Below are 23,645 nucleotides of genomic sequence, written 5' to 3'. Positions count from 1 at the left end.
AAGCATGGGGTATGGGCGCTAATGTTGTCAGAATTATGTTCGCCAAGATCACAACAATAAAGGTGCCGCAATGAACGCTATCAATAACGATAAAACACCGCTTTGGTTTTGGTGCATTGGCGCTGTTGCACTAGTGTGGAATCTAGCTGGGTTAGCTGCTTTCTTCATGCACCTGTCGATGACGCCTGAGCTACTGGCGCAGCTGCCAGAGGCGCATCAAGCACTCTACACAGAAGCACCCGATTGGTTGAACGCCGCCTTTGGTATTGCCGTTATTGGCGGCACCTTGGGATCTATCATGTTGCTGTTGAAAAATATCTTCGCGGTTATTCTCTACAGCCTATCGCTGCTCGGCGTTCTGGCGCAAAACAGCTATAGCTTTTTCATGAGCGATACATTTGCTGTGCTCGGCAGCGAGGCCATGATTATGCCTATCGCAGTCATTATCATCGCCCTGTTCCTGATGTGGTATTCATTGCAGATGAAATGTCTCGGCCTGCTTCGTTAACGTAAGCACTGATATGATTTTAGCGCGCAAAATGGCGCGGCTACTGCGCTAAGGTAAAAGTGATAGCGGGTGTTTGGTTCGGTAGAATTCACACAGTAGCGGAAACTGGCCAGTAGAGTCTTGACCGCAAACTTGATCCAAAGAAGCGCTTATGGCAGCTGCTAATTTTGGCGCTAGTAAATGGTGTTTTTGATTTACGACCGCAAACATTTCTGCCCCCATTAGAGTACCAGCGCGCCGTACGGTAACCGATCGGCGCCGTTCTGCCGCCTCAATTGCGTCGGCAATCTTCATGTCGGCGTGAATGAAAGCATCAATACGTCGCGCCGCCAACATCTCCACACCGCTTTTGACATCAGCGACAACAACTAGTTGTTGCTCAGGTACCAACGCGGAAAGCTTTCGCTCTACAATCCAAACGCCGCGTTCAAACCCAATCAAACCGCCGCCGCTAACAATGTCGGAAAAACTTGGGTAACCTTTGCCATCGCTCAGCACCCAAACATCAAATGTAATAGCAATTAACGGCGTGTTCACCAGTGCGATATTTGGATAAGGGCCACGCTCTACAAGCTCTTTGATGCGGAGGCAATTGCCATCGGCGCGTCCGCGATCAACATCCGTAATAGAGCGCTGTACCGGCATAGGTTGCATGCGGAAAGGGATGCCTAGTTGCCGGAATGAGGCGCTAAACAGTTGTTCAAGCTCGATGTACAGCGGCGTATCAGGCTCAAACTGACAGGTCATTATGAAAGCGCTTGAAGCTGCAGAAAGCCTTTGATTAAGCCCCAACAGGCAAACGAAACTTAGACAGCAGTATTTAAGAAAACGCACGGGCAAATACATTCCGACTCTTGAGTTCTAATACGTAGCTAGAACCTTATAAATGGACACTAGGTATAGCTCACTCTGGCTGATTGCGCTGCAACGAATGACGAGCCAGCAACCCGGTGACCCGGGGGATGGTTAACATGGTACTGCCAATAGCCATCAGCAGAAGTGCGGTAAAGGTATCGGCCGTGATAATGGACTTATCGAGCAAGACGTTGGCAAAAATGATCATGATCAGCGCTTTGGTTTGCAACAACCAAGCAATAATTGCGGCATCACCCTGTTGCCAACCCAATATCCAACCCGCTAATTTTATGCCCAGAAGCTTGCCCCATACCGCCGCGATAAGCAGAATGGCCGCTGCGCCGAACACCATCCAGCCGCCCAGTTGCCACTGGGTTTTCAAGCCCGTGCTGAGAAAGAATACCGGCATAAAGGCCAGCAAAACCCAATGGCGCATGTCGTCGAGCGCTTTCTCCCCCAACCACTCCACGTCGACTATCACGCCCGCGAGAAACGCGCCCACCATAAAGTGCAGGCCAGCCCAGTCGGCAATCAAGGCGACCGCCGCCAGCCAAATAAAGGCGAGATACCAACGGTCCATCACAGGCACGCGGCCCATCAAGCGCCGAATAAAATAACTCGCCGGAAAAAACAACGCCAAGAACAGCACTTGCCGCCCCAACCTATCCCAATCCAGCAGGATAAGCGCCAACACCGCCCAAATGGCAATATCATCCAAACTGGCGTAACGCAAAATTCGCTGACCCAACGGGCTGCGAAGAATGCCTAATTTTTCCATGAATAACATTAAGATCGGCAGCGCCGTCACCGCGCAAGCCATGCCAACGCCCAACACAAATTGCCAGAGATAGCCGCTAGTGCCAAGCCAGTAGGGGCCCATCTGCAAGATCAATAACGCGGCTATGGCGCCAAACAAAAACGGCACTGACAGCGCCAAGCCTCCGGTAATAAAACTTTCGCGGCGATATTGCCAGGCCTGCTTAAGATCCAGCTCAACCCCGGCAATCCAAACAAACAACATCACCGCCCACCAGGCCAAGCCGTTTAGGGTTTGAATCACAGCACCACTAAAAACGCTTTGGTAGAAAGCAGGCAGCCAATTACCCAGCAAGCCCGGGCCTAACAAGATGCCGCAAATAATCTGAACCACCACCAAGGGCGCCCAATAATCCGTGCGACCCAATCGCCACAGCGCGTAGGGCAGGCCAAAGATGAGTAACATGGCAATTAAGAAAAGTTCGGTGACAGTAAGCTGAGACATGGGCAAGCCTGAGGTTTAGACGCGGCCGATTCTGGCATAACTCGGCTAAGGCAAAAAGCTGATTTCAGCCATTGGGCGCGGTTCGGGCCGGCGAATATCTGGATTGCCGCCAGCGAGATAAACAAAATTATATTCTGTTAGTGCCTGCACAGACTCACATTACCGAATATAATTCGTATTAATTACCTATCTACTTACTTTAAATCTACGGCTTAACTGAAATGATAAACTATGTTCCAACGAGCAGTGCTTTAGACAGAACCGACTTAGCGATTCTCAAGGCTCTGCAGCAGCAGGGTCGCATCAGCAACGTCGAGCTAGCGGAACAGATTCATCTGTCGCCACCCGCAACCTTGGCGCGGGTGCGGCGCTTAGAGCAAGACGGCTATATCGAAGGCTATACCGCGCTGTTGAGCCGAGAGAAGTTAGGCCACGACAACTTAGCGCTGATCGAAATTGCCCTGGAATTGCATCAGCACGAACGCATTGCGGAAATCTTGTCGCAATTGGTGGGCATGCCGGAGGTGATGGAGTGCTACCACGTCACCGGCGAGTACGACTACATGTTGAAGGTGTCGGTGGCCAACACCAAAGCGCTGGACGGGTTTATTTCAAAGCGCCTAATACCGCTGCCGGGCATAGCGCGCATACACACCAGCATTGTGCTGAAAGAATTAAAGGCAACCACGCACCTGCAATTGCCCGACCATTAACAGGCCGCCACAGAGCGGCGCCAACCAGAGAGCGACGCCATGTGGACATCCAAACATCTAGAAACCAACACTATCCACGGCGGCAAAACCAGCCAAGGTGAATTCGGCCCCCTGTCCACCCCCATTTATCAAACTTCCACCTTCGTGTTCGATAGCGTCGAGCAGGGTGCAGAGCGCTTTGCCGGCGAGGCTCAGGGCCATATTTATTCGCGCCTAGGTAACCCGACGGTGGATGAATTAGAAGCCCGCATGGCCTTGCTTGAAGGCACCGAAGCCGCCGCCGCATTTGGTTCCGGCATGGGCGCCGTGTCCGCAGCGGTACTGGGTTTACTTAAACAAGGCGATCACCTAGTGACGTCCCATCGCTTATACGGCTGTACTTTCGCCTTGTTTAATCATCAGCTACCGGCTTTTGGCATTGAGGTCAGCTTCGTCGATTTAAGTGATGAACGCGCCGTGCGCGCCGCCATTAAGCCCAACACGAAAGTGATCTACGGTGAAACACCGATTAATCCTTGCCTGTCGGTTATTGATTTAGACCTAATCGCCATCATTGCTAAGTCGGCAAACATCACCACCATCATCGACAACACCTTCATGTCGCCGGTGCTACAGCAACCCGCTAAGCATGGCATTGATATTATTTTGCATTCCGCCACCAAGTTTTTAAACGGCCACGGCGATGTAGTGGCCGGTATTTTGTGCGGCAAAAAAGACATCATTGATCAAATAAAAATGACCACGCGTAAAGACATGGGCGCTATTATTAGCCCGCACGACGCATGGCTGATTATCCGCGGTTTAAAAACCTTACACCTGCGTGTGGAACGGCATAATCAAAATGCACTCGCGGTTGCCAGTTATCTGCAAGACCACCCTATGATTAAAAAGGTCGACTACCCTGGCCTAGCTAGCCACTCAGGCTACAAATTACTGGGAAAACAAATGCACGGTGGCGGTGGCGTTTTAGCCTTTGAATTGAACGGCAGTTTTGATCAAGCAGTAGCTTTTATGAACCAACTGCAAATGTGTAAGCGCGCCGTGAGTTTAGGTGATGCGGAAACTCTGATTCAGCATCCAGCCTCTATGACCCACTCGACCTACGAACCTGAAGAGCTCGCTGCCGCAGGCATACCGCAAACACTGGTGCGCCTAGCGGCGGGGCTCGAGCATGTGGACGACATCATTGCCGATATTGAGCAGGCTCTGGTGAGCGCAAAAAAACATGCCAAAAGCGCAGCTTAAGTATTTTTACTAAAGCGACGCAGTTTTCACTTTCCCCGCTTGCAGCGCGGTAGACGCAACCGAGCAAACCACTCGGTTGCGGCCTTGCTCCTTGGCGAGATAGAGCGCTTCATCGGCGTATTTAAATAGCCGCTCAGGCAAACCCACTTCAAAGTTGTCTAACCGGACCGACACCAGACCAACACTAATGGTGACCTTGGTGGTTATATTTTTATACTTTATTTCCATTTTTTCGATTTTGTTTCGAATTTTTTCGGCAACCAATTGCGCACCCTGAAGATCCGTGCCCGCTAAAATAATACTAAATTCCTCGCCGCCGTAGCGTGCACAAACATCAGTGGCACGCGGCAGATTGGTGGTTAAAACATTCGCAACTTGTCGCAAGCACTCGTCGCCAAAATCATGGCCATATTTATCGTTAACCGCTTTGAAGAAATCGCAATCTAAAACCAGAATAGATAAATTCATGTGATCGCGGGACGACAGATGGCATAACTCCTTGAGTTTCTCATCAAAGTAGCGTCGATTATTCAATGTCGTTAGCGAATCGGTGCGGCTTTGTAACGCTAAGGTGCGCTCATTATTGAGAGACACCCAATACTCCGCATTTTGCTGCCGAACCAAATTCCACATATAAAACAAATAGGTGACGATGAAACCAGCTTCTACCCATAGGTCCTGCGACCAAAGTGCTACTACAATCCCAGGCGACAGGAAGACAATGGCGTAGGCGTATGCCAGGTTCCGGCTAGGGGAAAAACTATTCACGCCGCCCGCCACTATCCCCGCGCCGGAAAATGCCATCAGTAAACTAAACTGGGCATTACCAGAAAGCAGTGACAGGGCAAACATCGAGCCGTAAATACCACTATGGGCCAATATCCCGAACCAAAAAAGGCCCTGCCAAACTTGTCGTTTCTCCGGCTGCACCCGAGTAAGGTAAATTGCGTTAATGAGACGAACAATCGAAATGCCGGTAAGTGCCGCTACCACACTCCAACTCAGCGCTGGATGCAGCTTGTGAAACCCTGAACTGGCGGCAATAACAGCCCAAAAAATCGGGTAGATAAAAATGCCCGGCATGGCTCGTTTAACAATGTCGCGCCACACGCGTAACCAAGCGTCCGAGCCCTCTGGCTGGTGAACAATTGCCTCTGCTGCCATGACCAATAAACGCCCCATCTCGATGTTTGCCGATTCAGCTAAAGACCAGTAGCTAAGCTATTCAGTGTAGATGAAGCAGCGGATGTATGGGCGCAAACTTAACACAGCCGTTTTGGCTGCCTCTAAGCAAAGCAAAATACAGACTAAGTTTTAATTCACCCGCACAAGCTTAGCCGAGATTCAATAGCCATTCTTTAGTGGCTCGAGTGCCATAGCGTTTCACTTCTCGCGTAAGCGCCTTACAGGGGCATTAATAATGCCGCCACTCCACTATCGACACTGTAGTGGCGAACTCATCATCGCTGGCACTAAGCCTTGCTATAAAAACGGCTGCGCGCTTAATAGCATCGAATATATTCAACATGTAACACCGCCTTTTTCTATAGATCTTCAGGAAACGAAATAAACCACCAGCGTTGGTAAACAACCCCATCATCATTCGGGTTCAAAATATTTTGCAAAGGTAAAGGCATGAGCCGTAGGGCCATAATCCTCCAAATGCTGCAAGCGCGCCTTGCCCTCTTCAACAGTCGGAATATGGTCCTGTGGTAACCACCAAAGCGCTTGATGGGCGATGGCAATTTTTTCAAACCACGCCTCTCTATCGCGAATTAACTCCACATGCAGAGACTTGTACACATAGTTGCGCAGCGAGTCGCGATCAGCCCAGACGCTCATGTTAACGATCAACTTTGGGTCGTCAAAGGCCTGAATAGAGGTGGCATCGCCATCTGCCGTTTGCAGGCGCCAAATAAAGCCCGGCGCGGCATCAGCTAGGCCATTGATTTCGTCCAGCCGCTCTACAAATCCGGCCATGGTTTCGCTATCCATGCTATCCCGGGCGCGGGCAATATTAATTTGCGCTAAACAGTATCTATCCATGAACATCTTCCTTGTAGTGGCCTTGTTATACGGCCCAGGTTACAACTCAAGTTACAGCGCTTTTCGACCTAGTAGCTAAATAGCCTCTAGCGCCTCTGCTAAATTTTTCACTATCACCAATTCCATACCGGCCACACCGCCTTTGGGGGCGTTGGCTTTGGGCACTATGGCGCGCTTAAAACCGTGCTTGGCCGCTTCGCGCAAGCGCTCTTGACCCGACGGCACCGGGCGAATTTCGCCCGACAAGCCAATTTCACCAAAGGCAATTAAATCTTGCGGCAGCGGTTTATCTCTAAAGCTCGACACAATGGCCAATACCAGCGCCAGATCAGCACTGGTTTCCGCCACCTTAACACCGCCCACAACGTTGACGAAAACATCTTGGTCACCCACCATAATGCCGCCGTGACGGTGCAAAACTGCGAGCAACATGGACAAACGATTTTGATCTAAACCCACAGCAACGCGACGCGGGTTACCCAAGCTCGAACCATCCACCAACGCCTGAATTTCCACCAGCAACGGCCGCGTGCCCTCCCACATCACCATGACGATAGAGCCAGAGGCAATATCTTCGGCGCGCTGCAGGAAAATTGCCGAGGGGTTATTAACCTCGCGCATGCCGTGTTCGGTCATGGCGAAGACACCTAACTCATTCACTGCGCCGAAACGATTTTTATTGCCGCGCAAGGTTCGGTAGCGCGAATCGTGGCTGCCCTCCAAGAGAATGGAGCAGTCAATCATATGCTCCAACACTTTTGGCCCCGCTAGTGATCCATCTTTAGTGACGTGACCAACGAGCAATAACACCGTGCCGGTCTGTTTGGCAAAGCGCGTTAAGAAGGCTGCGCTCTCTCTAACCTGGGTCACCGAGCCAGGCGCTGATTGCACATCGGCCATGTGCATCACTTGAATGGAGTCCACCACCATCACCCGCGGGCGCATTAATTCAGCCTGCTGGGCGATAGCTTCAATGCTGGTTTCCGACAGCATGGATAATTTTTGCGTGGGTAAATTTAACCGCTTGGCCCGCATCGCCACCTGCTGCAGCGACTCCTCGCCAGTGACATAGAGCGCTGGCATGGTTTCAGCTAATTTACACAGGGTTTGCAACAGCAAGGTCGACTTGCCCGCACCCGGGTTGCCACCAATGAGCACCACCGAGCCTGGCACGAAACCACCGCCCAGCACCCGATCAAACTCGGCCATGGTGCTGCCGAATCTGGGCAGATCGTCGAGACTGATATCAGACAGTTTTTGCACCTTGCCAGTGGCGGCGCCGGCATAGCCGGCAAAGGTCTCGGTGCGCGCCGACGTCGCCGGCGCCAGGCGAATTTCTACGATGCTGTTCCAGGCACTGCACTCAGAGCACTGCCCCTGCCATTTGCGATAGTCCGCACCGCAGTCATTGCACACAAACGCGGTTTTTGCCTTAGCCACAGAGCCTCCGTGCTTTCGGTTCGAATTTCGGTAAAATGGCGCTAGTGTAACCCGTAATGCAGCCCTAGGTTCACCCACTATACTCATACCTATCTATGACATCTAACCTCCACGCCACGCCCGAAAAGGGTTTCACCTTAGTCGAACTCGTCGCCGTCATCGTCATACTGGGCGTCCTAGCGGCCATCGCCATCCCGCGCTTTATCGATTTTGCCGACGAGGCACAGAGCGCCAGCATTAACGCTATTGCCGGCAGCTATAAGGCCGGTGTAGATCAAGTGCGCGCCTACTGGCTCGCCAAGGGTTCGCCCGGGCCAAGCCTTAACCTGATCAAATTACCCCTTGCCCAAGCCGGCGGCGACTTGAGCGTCAATGTCTTCGGCTGGCCCGCCGACACTCGCGGCGTCAGCCTCACCCTGAACTCAACCAACGATTGCCTAGACGTTTGGCGCGCGGTGCTGGAAATAGGCGCGCCTAGCGTTGCCGCCACGGCCGCGGCAGATTTCACCGCGCTCTATCTGGGCGGCAATAGCTGTCGCTATACTTACAGCGCCAACACGGCCAAGAGTATCCAATTTGATTCCAATACTGGCCAAGTCACAGTCAACTTCTAGCGCGCATCAGTGGTAAGCTAGCGTCATGAATTCATCCCTTATTCCCGAGCGCCCAATTTGCGTTAGCCCCTCCTTGGCCGCCACCCTTGGCCTTGAAGAGGCCATCATGTTGAGCCAACTCAATGAAGCGCTAGCGCATCGCCCTACGCAAGCCAGCAATGGCTTCCAGTGGTGCCTATTGGCACAAGACGCGGTGCACAAGCTGATGCCCTTCTGGACCGATCACGATATCGCGCGCATCGCCAAGAGCTTACGCGACAAAGGCGTGTTACTCATCACCAGCGCGCCCTTTTACGACAGCAAAGAGCTGCGTTTTGCCCTGAACGAACGGCAAACCCAGAGCCCGCTCAATCGACCCCAGAGCCACAATCAAGTCACCAACGGCGCCAGACCCATGGCGCCGAATTGGCAACCGAGCGACGATGTCTACGCCCAGCTGGCACAGCACAATATTCCCAATAGCTTCGCGCGCGAACAAATTCCCGAGTTTGTCACCTATTGGCGCGAGCAAGGCCAATCGGCTCACGCCTGGGGCGCCAAATTTATCCAGCAAGTGATTCGCAAGTGGCGCGAGCGAGAGACAGACTTCGGCCGTAAAGACCAAGAAATTGCCATGACCAGTGGCTGGCGCCCAAGCCCCGATGCCATGGACGTGTTGACCCGTCACGCCGCGATCAATCAGTGCTTCGTAGAGGATTCCATCGCCGAATTTGTGCTTTACTGGAGCGAGCGCGGCGAGCCGTCAAAGACTTGGAACAGCAAATTTATCCAGCATGTGCGACGCCAGTGGGCGCGCTACACGGCTACCTTACAATACGATACCGAACCGCGCCGGCTACCGGAAAACTGGGAGCCCTCACCCGACGTCTACGAGGTGTTGGCACTGGCTAATATCGATTTACACTTCGCCAAGCAACAACTCATCGAGTTTTTAATTTATTGGCGCGACACCAACCAATTGCACACGTCGTGGAACACCAAGTTCCTACAACACGTTAAATACCAATGGGCTAAGCGTCTCAGCGGCTCACTGGCAACTCAAGGTAATGCCCATGCAAGACAGCAAAGCCCTGCTCAATCAGGCCGAACACGCGATCGCTCAGTCAGCGAGCAACTCAACGACAGAAGCTGGGCACTCTAGTTCGCGCCAGGCGCCGCCGAGCGAAGCCTTGATCGACGCGATAAATCAGTCTTTTGAATTGTTTCGACTGAATTATCACAACCAATACTTTGCCGCCTTTCCCGACGTGCAATCGCTCAACTTGGCCAAGCGTTTATGGCTCGAGGCGCTGTCGCGTTTTTCCCCCGAAACCTTGCTGCGCGGCGCGAAAAAAGTGATTCAACAATCCGATTACTTACCCACCGTGCACAAAATGATTGTCGCCTGCGAAGGCGATAATAGCGCGCACGGCTTGCCGGAAATTCACGCCGCCTACGTCGAGGCGTGCAATGCGCCCTCGCCCAAGGCCGAGCACAACTGGAGCCATCCAGCCGTGTACCTGGCCGGCAAGGCAGCGGATTGGTATTTTCTCGCCAACAACAACGAGCGCACAGCGCTGCCGGTTTTCACCGAGCACTATAAGGCGCTGTGCGAACAAGTGCGCAATGGCGTTAAGCTAAAACTACCCGAGCGATTGGCGCTACCGGAAAATCTCGAAACACCACTTAGCAAAGACCAAAACCTCGAGCGTTTAGCGTCGCTAAAAAAACAACTAGGTCTCTAGTTAACTTCACCGAATTCTACTAATGCGAATCACTTTTCGCTGAGGAAACTGTGCATGTCGATGCGTACAAAAGGCAATGTTTTAGCTGTCGTGTTTGCGGGCTACACACTCGGGGTCATGCTGTTTACCTTTTGGCTGAGCAACAACCCGCTCGGCGAACCGCGCATATTTTTGCGCGAACCCGGCCTAGCGCTGCACGGCGAGACCGAGGAAGAGCGGCTCGCCGCGCTAGAAGCCGCGGCCAACTTGCCGGCAGACACAAATTTTGACGACTACGACGATAAGTATCTAACGAGGCTCGCCTTAGTCGCACGGGACGGCACCGTTAAGAACGAACTCGACAATAGTTTTGATTACAAAAACTTACCCGACTTCTCCGCCATCACCGTCATCAGCGAGCGCAAGAAAGCTTTCTTCGACTATTTGCGCCCCGCGGTGCAGTTCCAAAATCAACTGGTGCGCGAACGCCGCGTGATCCTCAAAGGCATTGAGATAACCTTAAAGTCCAACCAAGCACTCAGTCAGTCGCAGCAAAAATATATGGATTTAGTGCGCAGCCGATACAAGGTGCCGGAAGAGCTGTCCGAGCTCGATGCCGTCGATTTGCTCATGCGCCGGATGGATACCATCCCGGTGTCTATGGTGCTCGCCCAGGCAGCGCTCGAATCCGCTTGGGGCCAGTCGCGTTTTGCGCGCGAGGCCAACAACCTGTTCGGCCAATGGTGTTTTAGCGAGGGCTGCGGCTTAGTGCCCAACAACCGGCCAGCGGGTGAAACCTACGAGGTCGCCACCTTCGAAAGCGTCGATCAGGCCATTGCCGCCTACTTTCAAAACATCAACGCCTTTCATCGCTATTCCAGCATTCGCGATATTCGAGAAACCGCGCGGCGCAATCAAAAACCGCTCTTAGGTTACGACATGGTGGCGGGCCTAGAAGCCTATTCAAGCCGCGGCCAAGACTATATCGAAGAATTAAGAAAGATGATTCGCTACAACGACTTAGAATGATAGCTAAGCGGATGCCTGATCCGACACGTCGCCCCCAGCTAACAAGGGGCTTGTACTCCGTTTCGACTTGCAGGGGGCGGCCATCCGTCTTGTAGCTTGTAGCTTGTAGCTTGTAGCTTGTAGCTTGTAGCTTAGAAAGCATCCCCTATGCGCGACCCATGCACCTACTTTTCTACCAGGCACAAAAAACCCGGCTAGTGCCGGGTTCTTTTTAACGCACTCTGGAATTAACCAGGAGTAACGTTTTCTGCTTGTGGACCTTTCTGGCCAGCAGTGATTTCGAAAGTCACAGATTGACCTTCTACTAGGGTCTTACGGCCGTTGCCGTTGATGGCGCGGAAATGTACGAATACATCTGGGCCAGACTCTTGCTGAAGGAAACCATAACCTTTTTCGTCGTTAAACCACTTAACAACACCGGTGTGTAAATTAGACATTTGAAGACCTCGTCTTACGATTAACTGTGCCGCCTCTGTTGGCGATTAAAACTTATCCATCTAGCAGCAGAGAAAGGCAAAATGTCTAACGGCTGGCAGCAAAACGGTAAAGCGCGATCATTCTAGGGTGGTCTTGCGCAGAGCACAAGTAGGTTAATGAAAGAATTGGTTGTTTTATAGACAAAAGCCCGACTTTCTTGGCCTTACTTCGCTTTAGTTGGGTTCTGGCGCCCAACTGCCGTCGGCATTTGGCTTAATAAACGGACTCGAGTGCCAATAGTAACGCCCTGGCTCGCCGCTTTTCGCTGTGCAGTTGTAGCGCGTACGGCCCGGCTTTAAGACTTTTTGCGCCTGAAAGCTAACCTTTGTAGCAGACGTGGCAAGCTTATCCGCCGCCCCTTGGCGGCTAACGTAACAGGCGAGGTCGGGGAACTGGGCCAGATTTTCAGCCACATACTGCACAATGGGCCGGCCTTCCGTGGGCGCCAAAACGCCGTCGGCTAAGCCGGCACCCTCCTCGCCTAGGTAGACAACCCGATCAAAGGGCAGCGCTAGCGACCTCAATTTGAGCGCTAGATCCTCTACCTCCACATAGTTGCCACCGAAGGGAAAGCGCGGCAGTGCGGCAATATCGCGCGGCGCCGGCGCTCCTGAGTGCTGGCCGAAGCCAACAAAGCCAAGCTCTTCGACCAACGCCACCAAAGCGGCGGAAAACTCGCCATAGGGGTAGGCGAAGGCGCGGTGACTTTGCCCCGTCTCGGCTTCAATTTTTGCCTCTGCCGCAAGAATTTCTACCTCCATGCGGGCGCGCCACTGGGCCTGGGTTTCACCGTCCAGGCGGCGGATCATATGGCTATGGCTGACGCCGTGGTTGGCAATAGCGGCGCCTTGATCCGCTAGCGCGCGCAAGTCATCCCAAGACAAGGTGTTGGTTTGCTGCTGCGTCACCGGTTCGGTGCTGACAAACACCACGAAAGGCCAGCGCTTAGCCTTGAGCAGCGGCAGCGCCGCAGTTAACACGCTTTTTGAGCCGTCATCAAAGCTAATCAACACGGCCTTATCGGGCAGCGGCGCGCGCTGGCGCAGCGCTTGTAATACCTCCGGCAAAGCCACCACTCGATAGCCAGAGCGCTCAATTTGCTCTAGGTGCGCCTTAAAGCCGGCCGGTGAAATACTCGTCGCCGCCGGCGTCTCAGTGCTGACATGGTGATATTGCAAAATCACTAAACTGTGCGCACTCGGCGCCAAGATAAACAGCGCTGCCAAACAAAGAATACGGCGCCCCAAAGCCCATTTACCGCACTGATAGCCACTATACAATTTGGTCTCCACAAGCCACCGGCTTTTATGCTTATACTCAATTCAGTATTCTGCAATGGGCGGCCCAGCATGTCTAATCAATCGTCAGACGCTACACCGGCGACGCCAACCGCCGGTTTGCATCTAACCCCCAGTGCAAAACGCATCGCAAAAACCGTGCTGAACGGCTTTGATGCCTATTTCGCCGACTTTCAAAACATGACCTTGGGGGCAAAGGCGCGCTTTGAAACCCACAATTGGCTCGGCGTGCAAGAGGCGCACCGCGAGCGCATCGAGCTGTACAAACACAAAGTGGATCAAGTCTGTAAATTAGTGCGCGGCGTTACCAGTAAAAATGTACTCGACCTCAATATCTGGCAGCAGGCGCGGCAAGCTTACGCCCTGCTGGTGTCGAACCATAGTAACTATGAAATTGCCGAGACATTTTTCAATTCTATTTTCTGCAGTTTGTTCGAGCATCAACAAATTCACGACCGCAACTTATTCGTCAAGCCATCCAAAGATCAAAGCTACAAACAACTCAGCGATTACACTATCTATTTCAGTTACAGCGCCGAGTTTGGTTTTGAAAACTTGATTCATCGGGTTTTCGATGACTATGAATTTTCCGTGCCTTGGGAAAACAAAAAGCGCGATATAGATTTTATTGTGGCGTCTATCAACACCCACTTAATGCCCTTGATAGACTACCCCTTAAGCGAGCTTCGGGTTGATTTTTTGGAGTCTATTTTCTACCGAAACAAAGGCGCCTACTTAGTTGGCCGTGCCGTCCATGGCGATTTTATCACGCCGATATTGATTCCATTTCACAACAATGAACAGGGTGGCATTTACGCCGATACGCTGCTTTTCGATCGAGATAGCGCCAGCCGCGTATTTAGTTTTACCCGCTCCTACTTCATGGTAGATGCGCCCATACCGTCTCGATTTGTGAAATTTTTAAGCTCCATCATGCCAAGGAAAGACATCTCCGAGATATACAATGCTATCGGCTTCAACAAACATGGCAAAACCGAGTTCTATCGCCACGTGATATCGCACATGAAAAACAGCAGCGATAAGTTCGTCATCGCACCCGGCATCAAAGGCATGGTGATGAGCGTGTTTACCCTGCCCTCCTACGACATTGTGTTTAAAATTATTAAAGATCGCTTTGACCCGCCAAAAAAAGTCACCGAGGCCATCGTTAAGGAAAAATATAAACTTGTGTCGCGCGCCGATCGCGCCGGGCGCATGGCCGACACGCAGGAGTACAGCAATTTTATTTTCTATCGAAATCGCTTTAGCGATGAGCTGTTAGACGAGTTGCAAAACGTTGCCCCGTCAAAACTCATTATCACCGACAAATTGGTCATCATTAAACATGTCTATACCGAGCGGCGCATGACACCGCTCAATATGTATTTAGATCACGCCAGCCAACAGCAAGTTGAAGAAGTCATGGACGAATACGGCAACGCCATCAAACAACTGGCCGCAGCTAACATCTTTACAGGCGATATGCTGTTAAAAAACTTTGGGGTCACACGCCATGGCCGCGTCGTGTTTTACGACTACGATGAAATTTGCTTAATTACCGAGTGCGTATTTAGAAAAATTCCCGAGCCGCGCAATGAAATTGAAGAGATGGCCAGCACGCCTTGGTACACGGTGGGTGAATTTGATATTTTTCCAGAGGAATTTCGGTTGTTTTTTAGTGGTAATCCCGCGGCGAGAGTTGCCTTTGAAGAGAAGCACAAAGATCTATACGAAGCCAGCTATTGGCAGAGTATTCAAACCGAGCTATTGGCAGGCCAAATTAACGATACTTTCCCCTATCGCCGCCACTTGCGCTTTTCGCCCAACCGATAGGCATACGGATGGTCGATCAACTACAAAATTGCAGGCCTATGCCGCCTTCTTCAATACGCACAATGCGCATATCAACAACTGGAGCATCGGCTAACATGCCCTGAACTTGGCCGCGAACTTCAGTGCCGATAGGCGGCATCTGCTCGGGATTGGTGACCACAAAGATACCGCCATCGGAAATGTCGCGCGTGTGAACCATCATTTCTCCGATGGATTCATGGCTGATCAACACGCGACATCGCACCGGTATTCTTGGGTATCTTCGGCTGTCATTGCTCATGGGCGTCCTCGCTAAAAGGCTAGCGCGGCGCGCACCAACCTAGGGTTTTACCAAAATTTGATCAATTCTACTGCGGTAGAAAGTAATAGAAAAATGATTAGCGCCGTCTTTGATGACCTCTAATTCAATTTCGGCACCGCCTACTTTACGCACCACACCGGTAGTGATTTTATCACCGGTCACTAGCTGCACTTCTTTATCGACATAATCTTGCAGCTGTTCAAAGTCGATCTCCACCAGCGCTGGCGCCTTGGCGACAATTTTTGGCTGCAGTTGCGGCCTAGGTGCAACTGGCTTGTACTCCACACTAGTAAATATAGGCGAAACTGGCGCGCCCGCTACTTCAACTTCCAGACGATTAAATAGCATGTCACTTATTGCGTCTGCGCTCGGCGGCTCCTGCAGGTCGATATTTAACACCCAGCGCAGCACAATCCGACCGGGCTCTTGCATGTAACTCTTCAGCGCCGCTTGACTGGCCTCACTTAAACCCAAGCTTTGTTTATTCAGCAGCGCCTCTAAATTTGCCATGTAGCCGGTAACCAACTGCTCGGCTGATTTTTCATGGCGCGCGCTACAGTAGCTAGTCCAAGCCTGCATCATGCGGATATCATCGAAGTTTACCCGCACCAGATCCAAGGAGCTGGCCGCCTTAAGATTAGGCGCTACGCCACCAAAGCGCACTTGGGTTTTTAACTCGTAGGCACCGCGGGCGATCATGTCCACATCGAGGGTGAGGTCGCGGGTTGCGGCGTTGTAAAGGTAGCTAAAATTGAGATCGCTATCCGCTTGAAAACCCAGCATCCAAGGTGACGGCTGTTTTAGCGGGTCTAGGCAATCCACACTCGACTCGATGGATTCGGCAAAATTTTCCAGGTTGGCATTTATGCCCGTGACCTTTACGCTCAGCGCTTCCGGTGCACTGCCACCAAAGCGGCGCTGCACTAACTCGGGCAGGGATTGCATATCCACGTCGATCCGCTGAATTGACGCACTAAACGCATCGCTGTCGGGCAAGCTAAGCTGCACGCGCTTAACCGTCACCTTGCCATCGAAGCCGACGTCTAGGCGATCATAGCGAATCGAAACTGTATCGCGCATGTCGGCGATAGAAGCGTCGACGCTGTTGCGAATTTCCCACTGCAATAGCCAGCGGCCAGCAACGGCGACCAACGCCAACAGCAGAATCAATTTAAAAAGTTTCTTACCCATACCCACCTCTAGTCATCCTGTCCAGACAGCTGTCATCAATCACTGCGGCACAAGGCCATTTTCAACGGGGCTCAATACTAGACCATTTTGGTTCTAGCTCACTCATCCCTTGCGCACAACTGAGACGCTGTCTACCTTTTGGAAGCCACGGGGCAGCTTGTTACCGCGTCGACCGCGCTCACCTTGGTAGTGCTCCAAGTCTGATACTTTCAGAGTCAGGTGGCGCTTACCAGAGTACACCGTTAATTCGTCGCCCGCCGACAGCACCGCTAAACCTAACAGAAACTCCTCCCGGCTCTGCAACCGCGCCGAGGGAATATTCATGATTTTATTGCCCTTGCCGCGAGCCAACTCAGGCAGCTCCGAGAGCGGAAACACTAGCAGGCGACCTTCATTGCTAATCGCGGCGAGAATTTCTTTGGCTGGATCGGTCACGCTTAAGGGCGCCATGACCTTTGCCGCCTTAGGCAAACTGATCAGCGCCTTACCGGCTTTATTCTTGGTCGCCAAATCCGATAATTTCGCCACGAAACCGTAGCCGGCATCGCTGGCGAGCAATACCTTCTCGTCGTCGCCGCCCATCAGAGCGCCTTCAATAGTCGCGCCGCTGGGTGGATTCAAGCTGCCCGTGATGGGCTCGCCCTGGCCGCGCGCGGACGGCAGCGAATGGCTGACCATGGCATAGGAGCGGCCGGTGGAATCCAATAACAACACCGGCTGATTGCTCTTGCCGCGCACTGCGATTTTAAAACTATCGCCGGCTTTATAACTGAGCGCCGCTGGGTCGATATCGTGGCCCTTGGCCGAGCGAATCCAGCCCTTCTCGGAAATAACCACGGTAATAGGTTCGGCCGACATCAGTTCGGTTTCGCTGAAGGCCTTGGCCTCGGCGCGCTCGACAATGGGCGAGCGGCGCTCGTCGCCATGGGTTTCCAGCACCGCCAACAATTCCTTCTTAACCAAATTTTTGAGTCGCACCGCCGAGTCCAGGGTTTTTTCTAGATCTTTGCGCTCTTTCTCCAGCGCTTCCTGCTCCTCCAGAATTTTCATTTCTTCTAAGCGCGCCAATTGGCGCAACTTCGTTTCTAAAATGTATTCCGCTTGCGTCTCGTTCAGGTTGAAGCGCGCCATCAGCACCGCTTTCGGCTCGTCTTCAGTGCGGATGATACGAATCACTTCATCCACATTGAGAAACACGATCATTAACGCCGCCAGCCTATCTAAGCGCTCGTTCACCTTTTCTAAACGGTATTGCAGGCGCTTGCGCGTGGTCACCATCCTAAAACTGAGCCACTCGCTCAACAACGTGTTCAGCGGTTTAACCGCCGGCCGGCCATCGATGCCAATCATGTTCATGTTGACCCGGTAGCTGCGCTCGAGGTCGGTGGTAGCAAACAAGTGCTGCATCATCTGCTCGATATCGACCCGGTTTGAACGCGGAATAATAACCAGACGGGTGGGGTTTTCGTGGTCGGATTCATCGCGTAAATCGGCCACCATGGGCAATTTCTTCGCCAGCATTTGCGCTGCAATTTGCTCGAGGATTTTTGCCCCGCTGACTTGGTGCGGCAGATCTGTCACCACCACGTCGCCATCTTCTTCATTCCAAATGGCGCGCATGCGCAAGCTGCCGCGCCCGGTTTCGTACAGGCTGATTAAATCCGCGCGCGGGGTAATAATTTCGGCCTCGGTGGGCATGTCCGGGCCGAGCACAAACTCGCACAGCTCGGCCACCGTCGCTTTGGGATTATCGATCAAATGAATACAGGCATTCACCACTTCGCGCACATTGTGCGGCGGAATGTCGGTGGCCATACCCACGGCGATACCCGTGGTGCCGTTCAAGAGCACATGGGGCACCTGGGCCGGCAGCACTGCCGGCTCATACAGGGTGCCATCGAAGTTGGGCAGCCACTCCACCGTGCCCTGGCCCAACTCGCTGAGCAATACTTCGCTGAATTTAGTCAGCCGAGATTCCGTATAACGCATGGCCGCGAAGGATTTTGGATCGTCCGGCGAGCCCCAGTTGCCCTGGCCGTCCACCAAGGGGTAGCGGTAGGAAAAAGGTTGCGCCATCAACACCATGGCTTCATAGGCGGCCGAGTCGCCGTGCGGGTGAAACTTACCAATCACGTCGCCCACGGTGCGCGCCGACTTCTTAAATTTAGCGCTGGCTTTTAGGCCTAGCTCGCTCATGGCATAGATGATGCGCCGCTGCACCGGCTTTAAACCATCGCCCACATGGGGCAGCGCGCGATCCAGAATCACGTACATGGAGTAATCCAAATACGCCTTTTCGCTGAAATCTTTAATGGATATACGTTCATCCGCGGGCATTGCGGTGATCAGATCAGACATGCTACTTCCTGAAATTCGAGTTGCTGAGCTCGGGAAACCCGAGCAAGTGCAAGGCTTATACCAAAATCAGCCTATAACTGCCACTGCCCAAAGCTGGGCAAGCCAGCTAAAATGGTCGAACAAAAGTCGTATTAGGGGCGGGAATGCACCAAGCAGTATCGACAGGCTGGTTAGTCGCAGGGATGTTTTATACGCAACTCGGCCTCACACAAACACATGCCACTGAACAGCTTCCAGAAGCTGATTGGCAGACTCCTGCACAACTCGTCTATGTGTTAGAGGAACTCGAACAGCAAGCGCAATTACCCGCACCACCCACGGCTTTTAGCATCGACGTCTGGCCAGATATTTACGCCTACCAAGCGCCCGCTGCAGACGAGACGCCGCTGGCATCGCTCGAGCTAGATTCCGGCTTAATACAGCCGCACCCGGCTCCCGCAGAGTTCACGCCCTACCGTAGCCCGACCAATTTTTTCGAGCACAACCTCGACAGCACGCGCGAACTCTTGGCCGACAAAGATATGTGGCCCACCTACGTGGTTCCGGAGGAGCAGAAAAATTGGATGGACAGCACGCGGGAGTACTTACACAGCTCTGCCACCGGGCCGGTGGTTTGGTTCGATAACTTCTTCGCCGTCAACCGCAGCCCCAATGCCGCGACGCACGACTTGCGCCTAACGCCGATATTAGAATGTAGTGACCTAGAGGGCTGCCAATTCAAATTCAAAGTGCGCAGCCGCGTCACCCTGCCCAACACCGAAAAGCGCATGCGCTTACTGCTTACCAACGAAGACCCAAATTCGCTCTACGACACCTTAGATAGACGCGCCACCGCCAGCGGTTCCAGAACCGACGACAATCCAATCACCGCGGCGTTGAGCTGGGCGCTGAAAACCACCGACAGCTACAACATCAGTATCTCCTCTGGTTTGCAGGTGCGCTCGCCCCTTAGAGCCTTCGTGCAAGCGAGCTCCACCGGCCGCACCGAACTGAGTGAAAGATTATTGTTATCGGCCGGTCAGAGTGTGTTCTACCGCAGCGACGAAGGTCTTGGCGCCCGCACCCAAATCGACTTGGATTACTCGCCGCGCGACAACGAGCAGGAAGTTGTGCGCTGGCGCCAACTGTACGATCTGAGCGAAGAGTTTTCCGGTGTCGATTGGAAAACCAGCGTCGAGTATTTGCGCCAAGTGAACCGCGATCGCGCCTGGGGCGTGGGCTACGGCAACTCCGGTAACATCAACGAAGCCGCCATCGGCGAAGCCCACAAAGTGTGGGTGCGCTACCGCAAGCGCTTTTATCGCGAGTGGCTGTTCTGGGAGCTCGAACCCTTCGTGCAATGGAAGCGCGACTTCGACTTTCAAGCTGACCCCGGGATCGAGGCCAGCATCGAAATCTACTTAGACAACGACTCCTGAAGCATCACGTACTCGATCATCGGCGCCGAGTGCCCCGGTGACGTCACCAAGCGCACGTGCGCGGGTTGCAATTGCCTTGGCTCGGTAACGCCGCAGGAATGCGCAATCATCGCCACGCTCTCGGTCATTTGTGCCTGATATTGCGCCACCCGCACGGCTTTATCGGCCGGCACTAAGCCCCGCTGTAAACGCCTATTGTGCGTGGTAATGCCCGTTGGGCAGGTGTTTTTATTGCACTGCAAAGCCTGAATACAACCCAGGGCAAACATAAAGCCACGGGCGCTGTTGACCGCATCCGCGCCGGCGCAAAAGGCCATGGCAACGGCGGCGGGGGTGATCAACTTGCCCGCTACGATCACTTTAATGCGCTCGCGCAAACCGTGTTTTTTAAGCAGCGCAATCAAATAGGGCAAGCTTTCTTTAATCGGTAAACCGGTATTGTCCATCAGCGGTTGCGGCGCCGCGCCAGAGCCGCCGTCGCCGCTATCTAAGGTAATAAAGTCTGGCGCAGCGTCGTGGCCCCGCTCGCCCACCAGCAAACACAATTCCGTTAACCATTGATGTTCGCCCAAGACAAATTTAATCCCGGTCGGCTTACCGGTCGCGGCGCGCACGCGACCAATCATATCGAGTAGGTCTGGCACGCTGCGCACCTCGGCATGGCTGTTGGGGCTAATGGAGGCTTCGCCCACGGGAATATGGCGAATGGTCGCAATTTCCGGCGTGACCTTATCCGCCGGTAAAATGCCGCCCTTGCCGGGTTTAGCACCTTGGCTGAGCTTGATCTCAAACATTTTCACCTGCGCCTTGTCCGCCATTTGCTTGAGCTTTTCCTCGTCCAAGCAACCGTGAGCATCGCGCACACCATATTTCGCCGTGCCGATTTGGTAAATCAAATCGCAGCCGCCCGCCAAATGGTAAGGTGACAAACCACCTTCGCCCGTATTCAACCAGCAGCCGGCAATGGCGGCGCCGCGCGATAGCGCCTCAACCGCCGGCGCCGACAAGGCGCCAAAACTCATGGCGGAAATGTTGAAGATGGAGCGGGTGCTGTAGGGGTTAGGGCAATCGGGGCCAAAAGTGATCAGGGCCGGCTCTTCGTGGTTATCGGCACTCACCGGCAGAAACGCGTTGAGAAAAATAGGCGTACCCGGCTTATCAATATCGCGGGTAGAACCGAAGGCGATATTCAAACTATTGCGCTTGGCGGCCTTGTAAACCCAGGTGCGGTCGGCGCGATTAAACGGCATTTCCTCGCGATCCTGGGCAAAGAAATACTGACGGAAAAACACCCCCATGTGCTCGAACAAATAGCGAAAGCGCCCTATTACTGGGTAGTTGCGCCGAATGGTGTGTTGAGTTTGGCGGCTATCCACCACATAGGCGTAGACGATCCACGCGAGACCTAAGCCCAAGCCCAATATTAAAAGGTCGCCCAGTAAACCCAGTAACCATAATCCCGTTTGCATCTGTCAAATTCCTTTCTGAACTTTGTTGCGCCACATTGTACGCCAAGAAGATCGCGCCTCGATGGTCTATTCTCATGGCTAACCCCATTTTTATAGGCTGATAACACCCCATGAAAGCTTCCGATCTGATGGTCAAATGTCTCGAAGAAGAAGGTATCGAATATATTTTTGGTGTCCCCGGCGAAGAAAATGCCGACTTTATGATGTCGCTCGAAAAATCTGAGCAAATCAGGTTCATCTTAACCCGGCACGAACAGGGAGCCGCCTTCATGGCCGAAATATACGGCCGCTTAACTGGCAACCCAGCTGGATGTTTAGGCACTTTGGGGCCAGGCGCCACCAATTTAATTACCGGCGTTGCCGACTCCAATATGGACAGAGCGCCCATGCTGGTGCTCACCGGCCAGGGTGCATCCACTCGGCTGCACAAAGAATCCCATCAGGTGATGGACGTGGTGCAAATGTTTAAGCCGGTAACTAAATGGGCAACAACCATTTGGCACCCGGAAAATATTCCAGAAATTGTGCGCAAGGCGGTGCGCGTTTGCCGCACCGAGAAACCCGGCGCTGTGCACATTGAATTACCAGAAGACATCGCCAAATTAAGCATCGATAAAATCCCCTTACCGGTGCGTAAATTTCGCCGCCCCGTGCCCGACGATAAAGCCATCGATCGCATTTACGATCGCTTAAAACAAGCCAAGCGCCCCATCATCATCGCAGGCAATGGCTGCATTCGCCGCCGCGCCAGCAAACAGCTGCGCATTTTCTGCGAACAAACCGGCATTGGCGTGGTGTCTACCTTTATGGCCAAAGGCTGTGTGGATATGAATGCGCCCTATTGCCTGCACACCATTGGCTTGGGTGCGAAAGACATACCCGCCTGCGCCGTAGACGCCGCCGACATGGTTATTTGCCTCGGCTACGACATGGTGGAATACCACCCAAAGCTGTGGAACAACGATCGCACCAAAGCGGTGATTCACATCGATTTCCTACCGGCCGAGATAGACGAAAACTATCACCCGCAGCTCGAGGCGGTGGGCGATTTGGCGCACGCCCTGTGGATGCTCAATGAGCGTTTGAAAAAAGAATCAACACCGCTCAGCTTCGATTTAAGCCAACAAAAAACCACGCGCGAAAACATGTGCACTGAGTTAGCTAAACACAAAGACGACAAAACCGAAGGCAGCATCAGGCCGCAAAAAGTGTTGTGGGATGTGCGTAAAGTGATGGGTCCGCACGATATTTTATTGAGCGATGTGGGCGCCCATAAAATGTGGATCGCGCGCCACTATCAATGCCATGAACCCAACACCTGCTTAATTCCCAATGGCTTTTGTTCTATGGGCTTTGCTCTACCCGGCGCACTGGCGGCGGCACTCGTGCACCCGGATAGAAATATTCTGGCCATTTGCGGCGATGCCGGATTCATGATGAACGTGCAAGAAATGGAAACCGCACGGCGGTTAAATTTAAATTTAACCGTCATGGTTTGGGCCGACAACGCCTATGGCTTGATCGCGTGGAAACAAGACAATGAATTCGGCCGGCATACAGATCTCGCCTTCGGCAACCCCGACTGGATGCAACTGGCGAGCGCCTTCGACTGGCGCGGTCACTTAGTGGATAAGGCCGAGGCGTTAGAAAACACCCTACAACAATGCTTCAACGAACCTGGGCCCAGCCTACTGGTCATTCCCATCGACTACCGGGAAAACGCCTTACTCACCCAACGCTTGGGCGAATTAACCTGCTCTATCTAGGCAAAACCGGGTAAATACCGGTGAATTTGGCTTTTTTTGGCCACTAATGGCGACCTCAGTCGCCATTTTTGTTTAAATGTGCCTTCGCGCTACTCAACCGTCTTATTTACCAACATCGCG

General features: G+C 53.0%; 21 protein-coding genes. 10 read left to right on the top strand and 11 right to left on the bottom strand.

The features are described 5' to 3' along the window. The first annotated feature begins 70 nt into the window (after positions 1–70). Positions 71–508, top strand: coding sequence for a hypothetical protein (locus tag QWY82_RS05250; protein ID WP_290260493.1), 438 nt, complete (start codon positions 71–73; stop codon positions 506–508). A gap of 48 nt (positions 509–556) precedes the next feature. Here QWY82_RS05250 and QWY82_RS05245 read toward each other — a convergent pair whose 3' ends face one another. Together QWY82_RS05245 and QWY82_RS05240 are read right to left on the bottom strand one after the other, a co-directional pair. Continuing rightward, positions 557–1,255, bottom strand: a complete 699-nt coding sequence (locus QWY82_RS05245; RefSeq protein WP_290260492.1) for a type 2 periplasmic-binding domain-containing protein — start codon at positions 1,253–1,255, stop codon at positions 557–559. 157 nt (positions 1,256–1,412) lie between these two features. Further along, a complete protein-coding gene (locus QWY82_RS05240; RefSeq protein WP_290260490.1) occupies positions 1,413–2,624 on the bottom strand; it encodes a cation:proton antiporter in 1,212 nt (403 codons plus the stop codon). A gap of 221 nt (positions 2,625–2,845) precedes the next feature. On the opposite strand from QWY82_RS05240, the gene QWY82_RS05235 reads away from it, so the two are divergent. Together QWY82_RS05235 and megL are read left to right on the top strand one after the other, a co-directional pair. Next, positions 2,846–3,337, top strand: coding sequence for an Lrp/AsnC family transcriptional regulator (locus QWY82_RS05235; RefSeq protein WP_290260489.1), 492 nt, complete (start codon positions 2,846–2,848; stop codon positions 3,335–3,337). Positions 3,338–3,376: 39 nt separating this feature from the next. Continuing rightward, on the top strand, positions 3,377–4,582 hold the full coding sequence (gene megL / locus QWY82_RS05230) for a methionine gamma-lyase (RefSeq protein ID WP_290260488.1): 1,206 nt from the start codon (positions 3,377–3,379) through the stop codon (positions 4,580–4,582). Between the two features lie 9 nt (positions 4,583–4,591). Here the strand turns inward: megL and QWY82_RS05225 are convergent, their stop codons facing one another. The 3 genes from QWY82_RS05225 to radA all read right to left on the bottom strand — a co-directional run bounded on the left by QWY82_RS05225 (position 4,592) and on the right by radA (position 8,068). Continuing rightward, positions 4,592–5,746 (bottom strand): GGDEF domain-containing protein, encoded by a 1,155-nt coding sequence (locus QWY82_RS05225; protein WP_290260487.1) that lies wholly within the window; start codon positions 5,744–5,746, stop codon positions 4,592–4,594. 435 nt (positions 5,747–6,181) lie between these two features. Further along, positions 6,182–6,628: a DUF3291 domain-containing protein gene (locus tag QWY82_RS05220; RefSeq protein ID WP_290260486.1), complete on the bottom strand. Its 447-nt coding sequence runs from the start codon at positions 6,626–6,628 to the stop codon at positions 6,182–6,184. 75 nt (positions 6,629–6,703) lie between these two features. Beyond that, positions 6,704–8,068, bottom strand: a complete 1,365-nt coding sequence (gene radA / locus QWY82_RS05215) for a DNA repair protein RadA (protein ID WP_290260485.1) — start codon at positions 8,066–8,068, stop codon at positions 6,704–6,706. 95 nt (positions 8,069–8,163) lie between these two features. Here radA and QWY82_RS05210 point away from each other — a divergent pair, with 95 nt between their 5' ends. Genes QWY82_RS05210 through QWY82_RS05195 form a run of 4 tightly spaced genes read left to right on the top strand, consistent with a single transcriptional unit; the run spans position 8,164 to position 11,414 of the window. After that, positions 8,164–8,682, top strand: coding sequence for a pilin (locus QWY82_RS05210; protein WP_290260484.1), 519 nt, complete (start codon positions 8,164–8,166; stop codon positions 8,680–8,682). Between the two features lie 25 nt (positions 8,683–8,707). Further along, complete coding sequence (locus QWY82_RS05205) at positions 8,708–9,823, top strand: DnaT-like ssDNA-binding domain-containing protein (protein WP_290260483.1); 1,116 nt, start codon at positions 8,708–8,710, stop codon at positions 9,821–9,823. Further along, positions 9,735–10,406: a replication protein P gene (locus QWY82_RS05200; RefSeq protein ID WP_290260482.1), complete on the top strand. Its 672-nt coding sequence runs from the start codon at positions 9,735–9,737 to the stop codon at positions 10,404–10,406. Before QWY82_RS05205 ends, QWY82_RS05200 begins: the two co-directional genes overlap by 89 nt. Positions 10,407–10,460: 54 nt before the next feature. Further along, positions 10,461–11,414 carry a glucosaminidase domain-containing protein gene (locus QWY82_RS05195; protein ID WP_290260481.1) on the top strand — a complete coding sequence of 318 codons (954 nt, stop codon included), beginning with the start codon at positions 10,461–10,463 and terminating at the stop codon, positions 11,412–11,414. Positions 11,415–11,641: 227 nt separating this feature from the next. Here QWY82_RS05195 and QWY82_RS05190 read toward each other — a convergent pair whose 3' ends face one another. Both QWY82_RS05190 and QWY82_RS05185 read right to left on the bottom strand, forming a co-directional pair. After that, positions 11,642–11,851: a cold-shock protein gene (locus QWY82_RS05190; RefSeq protein WP_290260480.1), complete on the bottom strand. Its 210-nt coding sequence runs from the start codon at positions 11,849–11,851 to the stop codon at positions 11,642–11,644. Between the two features lie 213 nt (positions 11,852–12,064). Then, entirely contained in the window at positions 12,065–13,171 is a 1,107-nt protein-coding gene (locus QWY82_RS05185; RefSeq protein WP_290260479.1) for a polysaccharide deacetylase family protein, read from the bottom strand. A 69-nt stretch (positions 13,172–13,240) separates the two neighbouring features. Between QWY82_RS05185 and aceK the strand changes: the two genes are divergently transcribed. Then, the gene (gene aceK, locus QWY82_RS05180) at positions 13,241–15,022 is read left to right on the top strand and encodes a bifunctional isocitrate dehydrogenase kinase/phosphatase (RefSeq protein ID WP_290260478.1); all 1,782 of its coding nucleotides are present in this window, start codon (positions 13,241–13,243) and stop codon (positions 15,020–15,022) included. Between the two features lie 16 nt (positions 15,023–15,038). Here the strand turns inward: aceK and QWY82_RS05175 are convergent, their stop codons facing one another. The 3 genes from QWY82_RS05175 to parC form a co-directional block, all read right to left on the bottom strand. Then, a complete protein-coding gene (locus QWY82_RS05175; RefSeq protein WP_290260477.1) occupies positions 15,039–15,302 on the bottom strand; it encodes a PilZ domain-containing protein in 264 nt (87 codons plus the stop codon). Positions 15,303–15,341: 39 nt separating this feature from the next. After that, positions 15,342–16,514, bottom strand: coding sequence for a hypothetical protein (locus QWY82_RS05170; protein WP_290260476.1), 1,173 nt, complete (start codon positions 16,512–16,514; stop codon positions 15,342–15,344). Between the two features lie 102 nt (positions 16,515–16,616). After that, entirely contained in the window at positions 16,617–18,872 is a 2,256-nt protein-coding gene (parC, locus tag QWY82_RS05165; protein ID WP_290260475.1) for a DNA topoisomerase IV subunit A, read from the bottom strand. Positions 18,873–19,015: 143 nt separating this feature from the next. Here parC and QWY82_RS05160 point away from each other — a divergent pair, with 143 nt between their 5' ends. After that, on the top strand, positions 19,016–20,290 hold the full coding sequence (locus QWY82_RS05160; protein WP_290260474.1) for a hypothetical protein: 1,275 nt from the start codon (positions 19,016–19,018) through the stop codon (positions 20,288–20,290). Here QWY82_RS05160 and QWY82_RS05155 read toward each other — a convergent pair. Continuing rightward, a complete protein-coding gene (locus QWY82_RS05155) occupies positions 20,269–21,759 on the bottom strand; it encodes an FMN-binding glutamate synthase family protein (RefSeq protein ID WP_290260473.1) in 1,491 nt (496 codons plus the stop codon). The genes QWY82_RS05160 and QWY82_RS05155 overlap by 22 nt on opposite strands. Positions 21,760–21,869: 110 nt before the next feature. On the opposite strand from QWY82_RS05155, the gene QWY82_RS05150 reads away from it, so the two are divergent. Next, positions 21,870–23,525, top strand: a complete 1,656-nt coding sequence (locus QWY82_RS05150) for an acetolactate synthase large subunit (RefSeq protein ID WP_290260472.1) — start codon at positions 21,870–21,872, stop codon at positions 23,523–23,525. Positions 23,526–23,645: the final 120 nt, after the last annotated feature.

This window comes from Simiduia curdlanivorans, assembly GCF_030409605.1.
GTDB lineage: Bacteria > Pseudomonadota > Gammaproteobacteria > Pseudomonadales > Cellvibrionaceae > Simiduia > Simiduia curdlanivorans.
This window is presented reverse-complemented; position numbering and strand designations above follow the sequence as displayed.

Coding starts and splice junctions, on each gene's coding strand:
- QWY82_RS05250 (WP_290260493.1), top strand. CDS start 71: ATGAACGCTATCAATAACGATAAAACACCGCTTTGGTTTTGGTGCATT.
- QWY82_RS05245 (WP_290260492.1), bottom strand. CDS start 1,255: ATGACCTGTCAGTTTGAGCCTGATACGCCGCTGTACATCGAGCTTGAA.
- QWY82_RS05240 (WP_290260490.1), bottom strand. CDS start 2,624: ATGTCTCAGCTTACTGTCACCGAACTTTTCTTAATTGCCATGTTACTC.
- QWY82_RS05235 (WP_290260489.1), top strand. CDS start 2,846: ATGATAAACTATGTTCCAACGAGCAGTGCTTTAGACAGAACCGACTTA.
- megL (WP_290260488.1), top strand. CDS start 3,377: ATGTGGACATCCAAACATCTAGAAACCAACACTATCCACGGCGGCAAA.
- QWY82_RS05225 (WP_290260487.1), bottom strand. CDS start 5,746: ATGGCAGCAGAGGCAATTGTTCACCAGCCAGAGGGCTCGGACGCTTGG.
- QWY82_RS05220 (WP_290260486.1), bottom strand. CDS start 6,628: ATGGATAGATACTGTTTAGCGCAAATTAATATTGCCCGCGCCCGGGAT.
- QWY82_RS05210 (WP_290260484.1), top strand. CDS start 8,164: ATGACATCTAACCTCCACGCCACGCCCGAAAAGGGTTTCACCTTAGTC.
- QWY82_RS05205 (WP_290260483.1), top strand. CDS start 8,708: ATGAATTCATCCCTTATTCCCGAGCGCCCAATTTGCGTTAGCCCCTCC.
- QWY82_RS05200 (WP_290260482.1), top strand. CDS start 9,735: ATGCAAGACAGCAAAGCCCTGCTCAATCAGGCCGAACACGCGATCGCT.
- QWY82_RS05195 (WP_290260481.1), top strand. CDS start 10,461: ATGTCGATGCGTACAAAAGGCAATGTTTTAGCTGTCGTGTTTGCGGGC.
- QWY82_RS05190 (WP_290260480.1), bottom strand. CDS start 11,851: ATGTCTAATTTACACACCGGTGTTGTTAAGTGGTTTAACGACGAAAAA.
- aceK (WP_290260478.1), top strand. CDS start 13,241: ATGTCTAATCAATCGTCAGACGCTACACCGGCGACGCCAACCGCCGGT.
- QWY82_RS05175 (WP_290260477.1), bottom strand. CDS start 15,302: ATGAGCAATGACAGCCGAAGATACCCAAGAATACCGGTGCGATGTCGC.
- QWY82_RS05170 (WP_290260476.1), bottom strand. CDS start 16,514: ATGGGTAAGAAACTTTTTAAATTGATTCTGCTGTTGGCGTTGGTCGCC.
- parC (WP_290260475.1), bottom strand. CDS start 18,872: ATGTCTGATCTGATCACCGCAATGCCCGCGGATGAACGTATATCCATT.
- QWY82_RS05160 (WP_290260474.1), top strand. CDS start 19,016: ATGCACCAAGCAGTATCGACAGGCTGGTTAGTCGCAGGGATGTTTTAT.
- QWY82_RS05155 (WP_290260473.1), bottom strand. CDS start 21,759: ATGCAAACGGGATTATGGTTACTGGGTTTACTGGGCGACCTTTTAATA.
- QWY82_RS05150 (WP_290260472.1), top strand. CDS start 21,870: ATGAAAGCTTCCGATCTGATGGTCAAATGTCTCGAAGAAGAAGGTATC.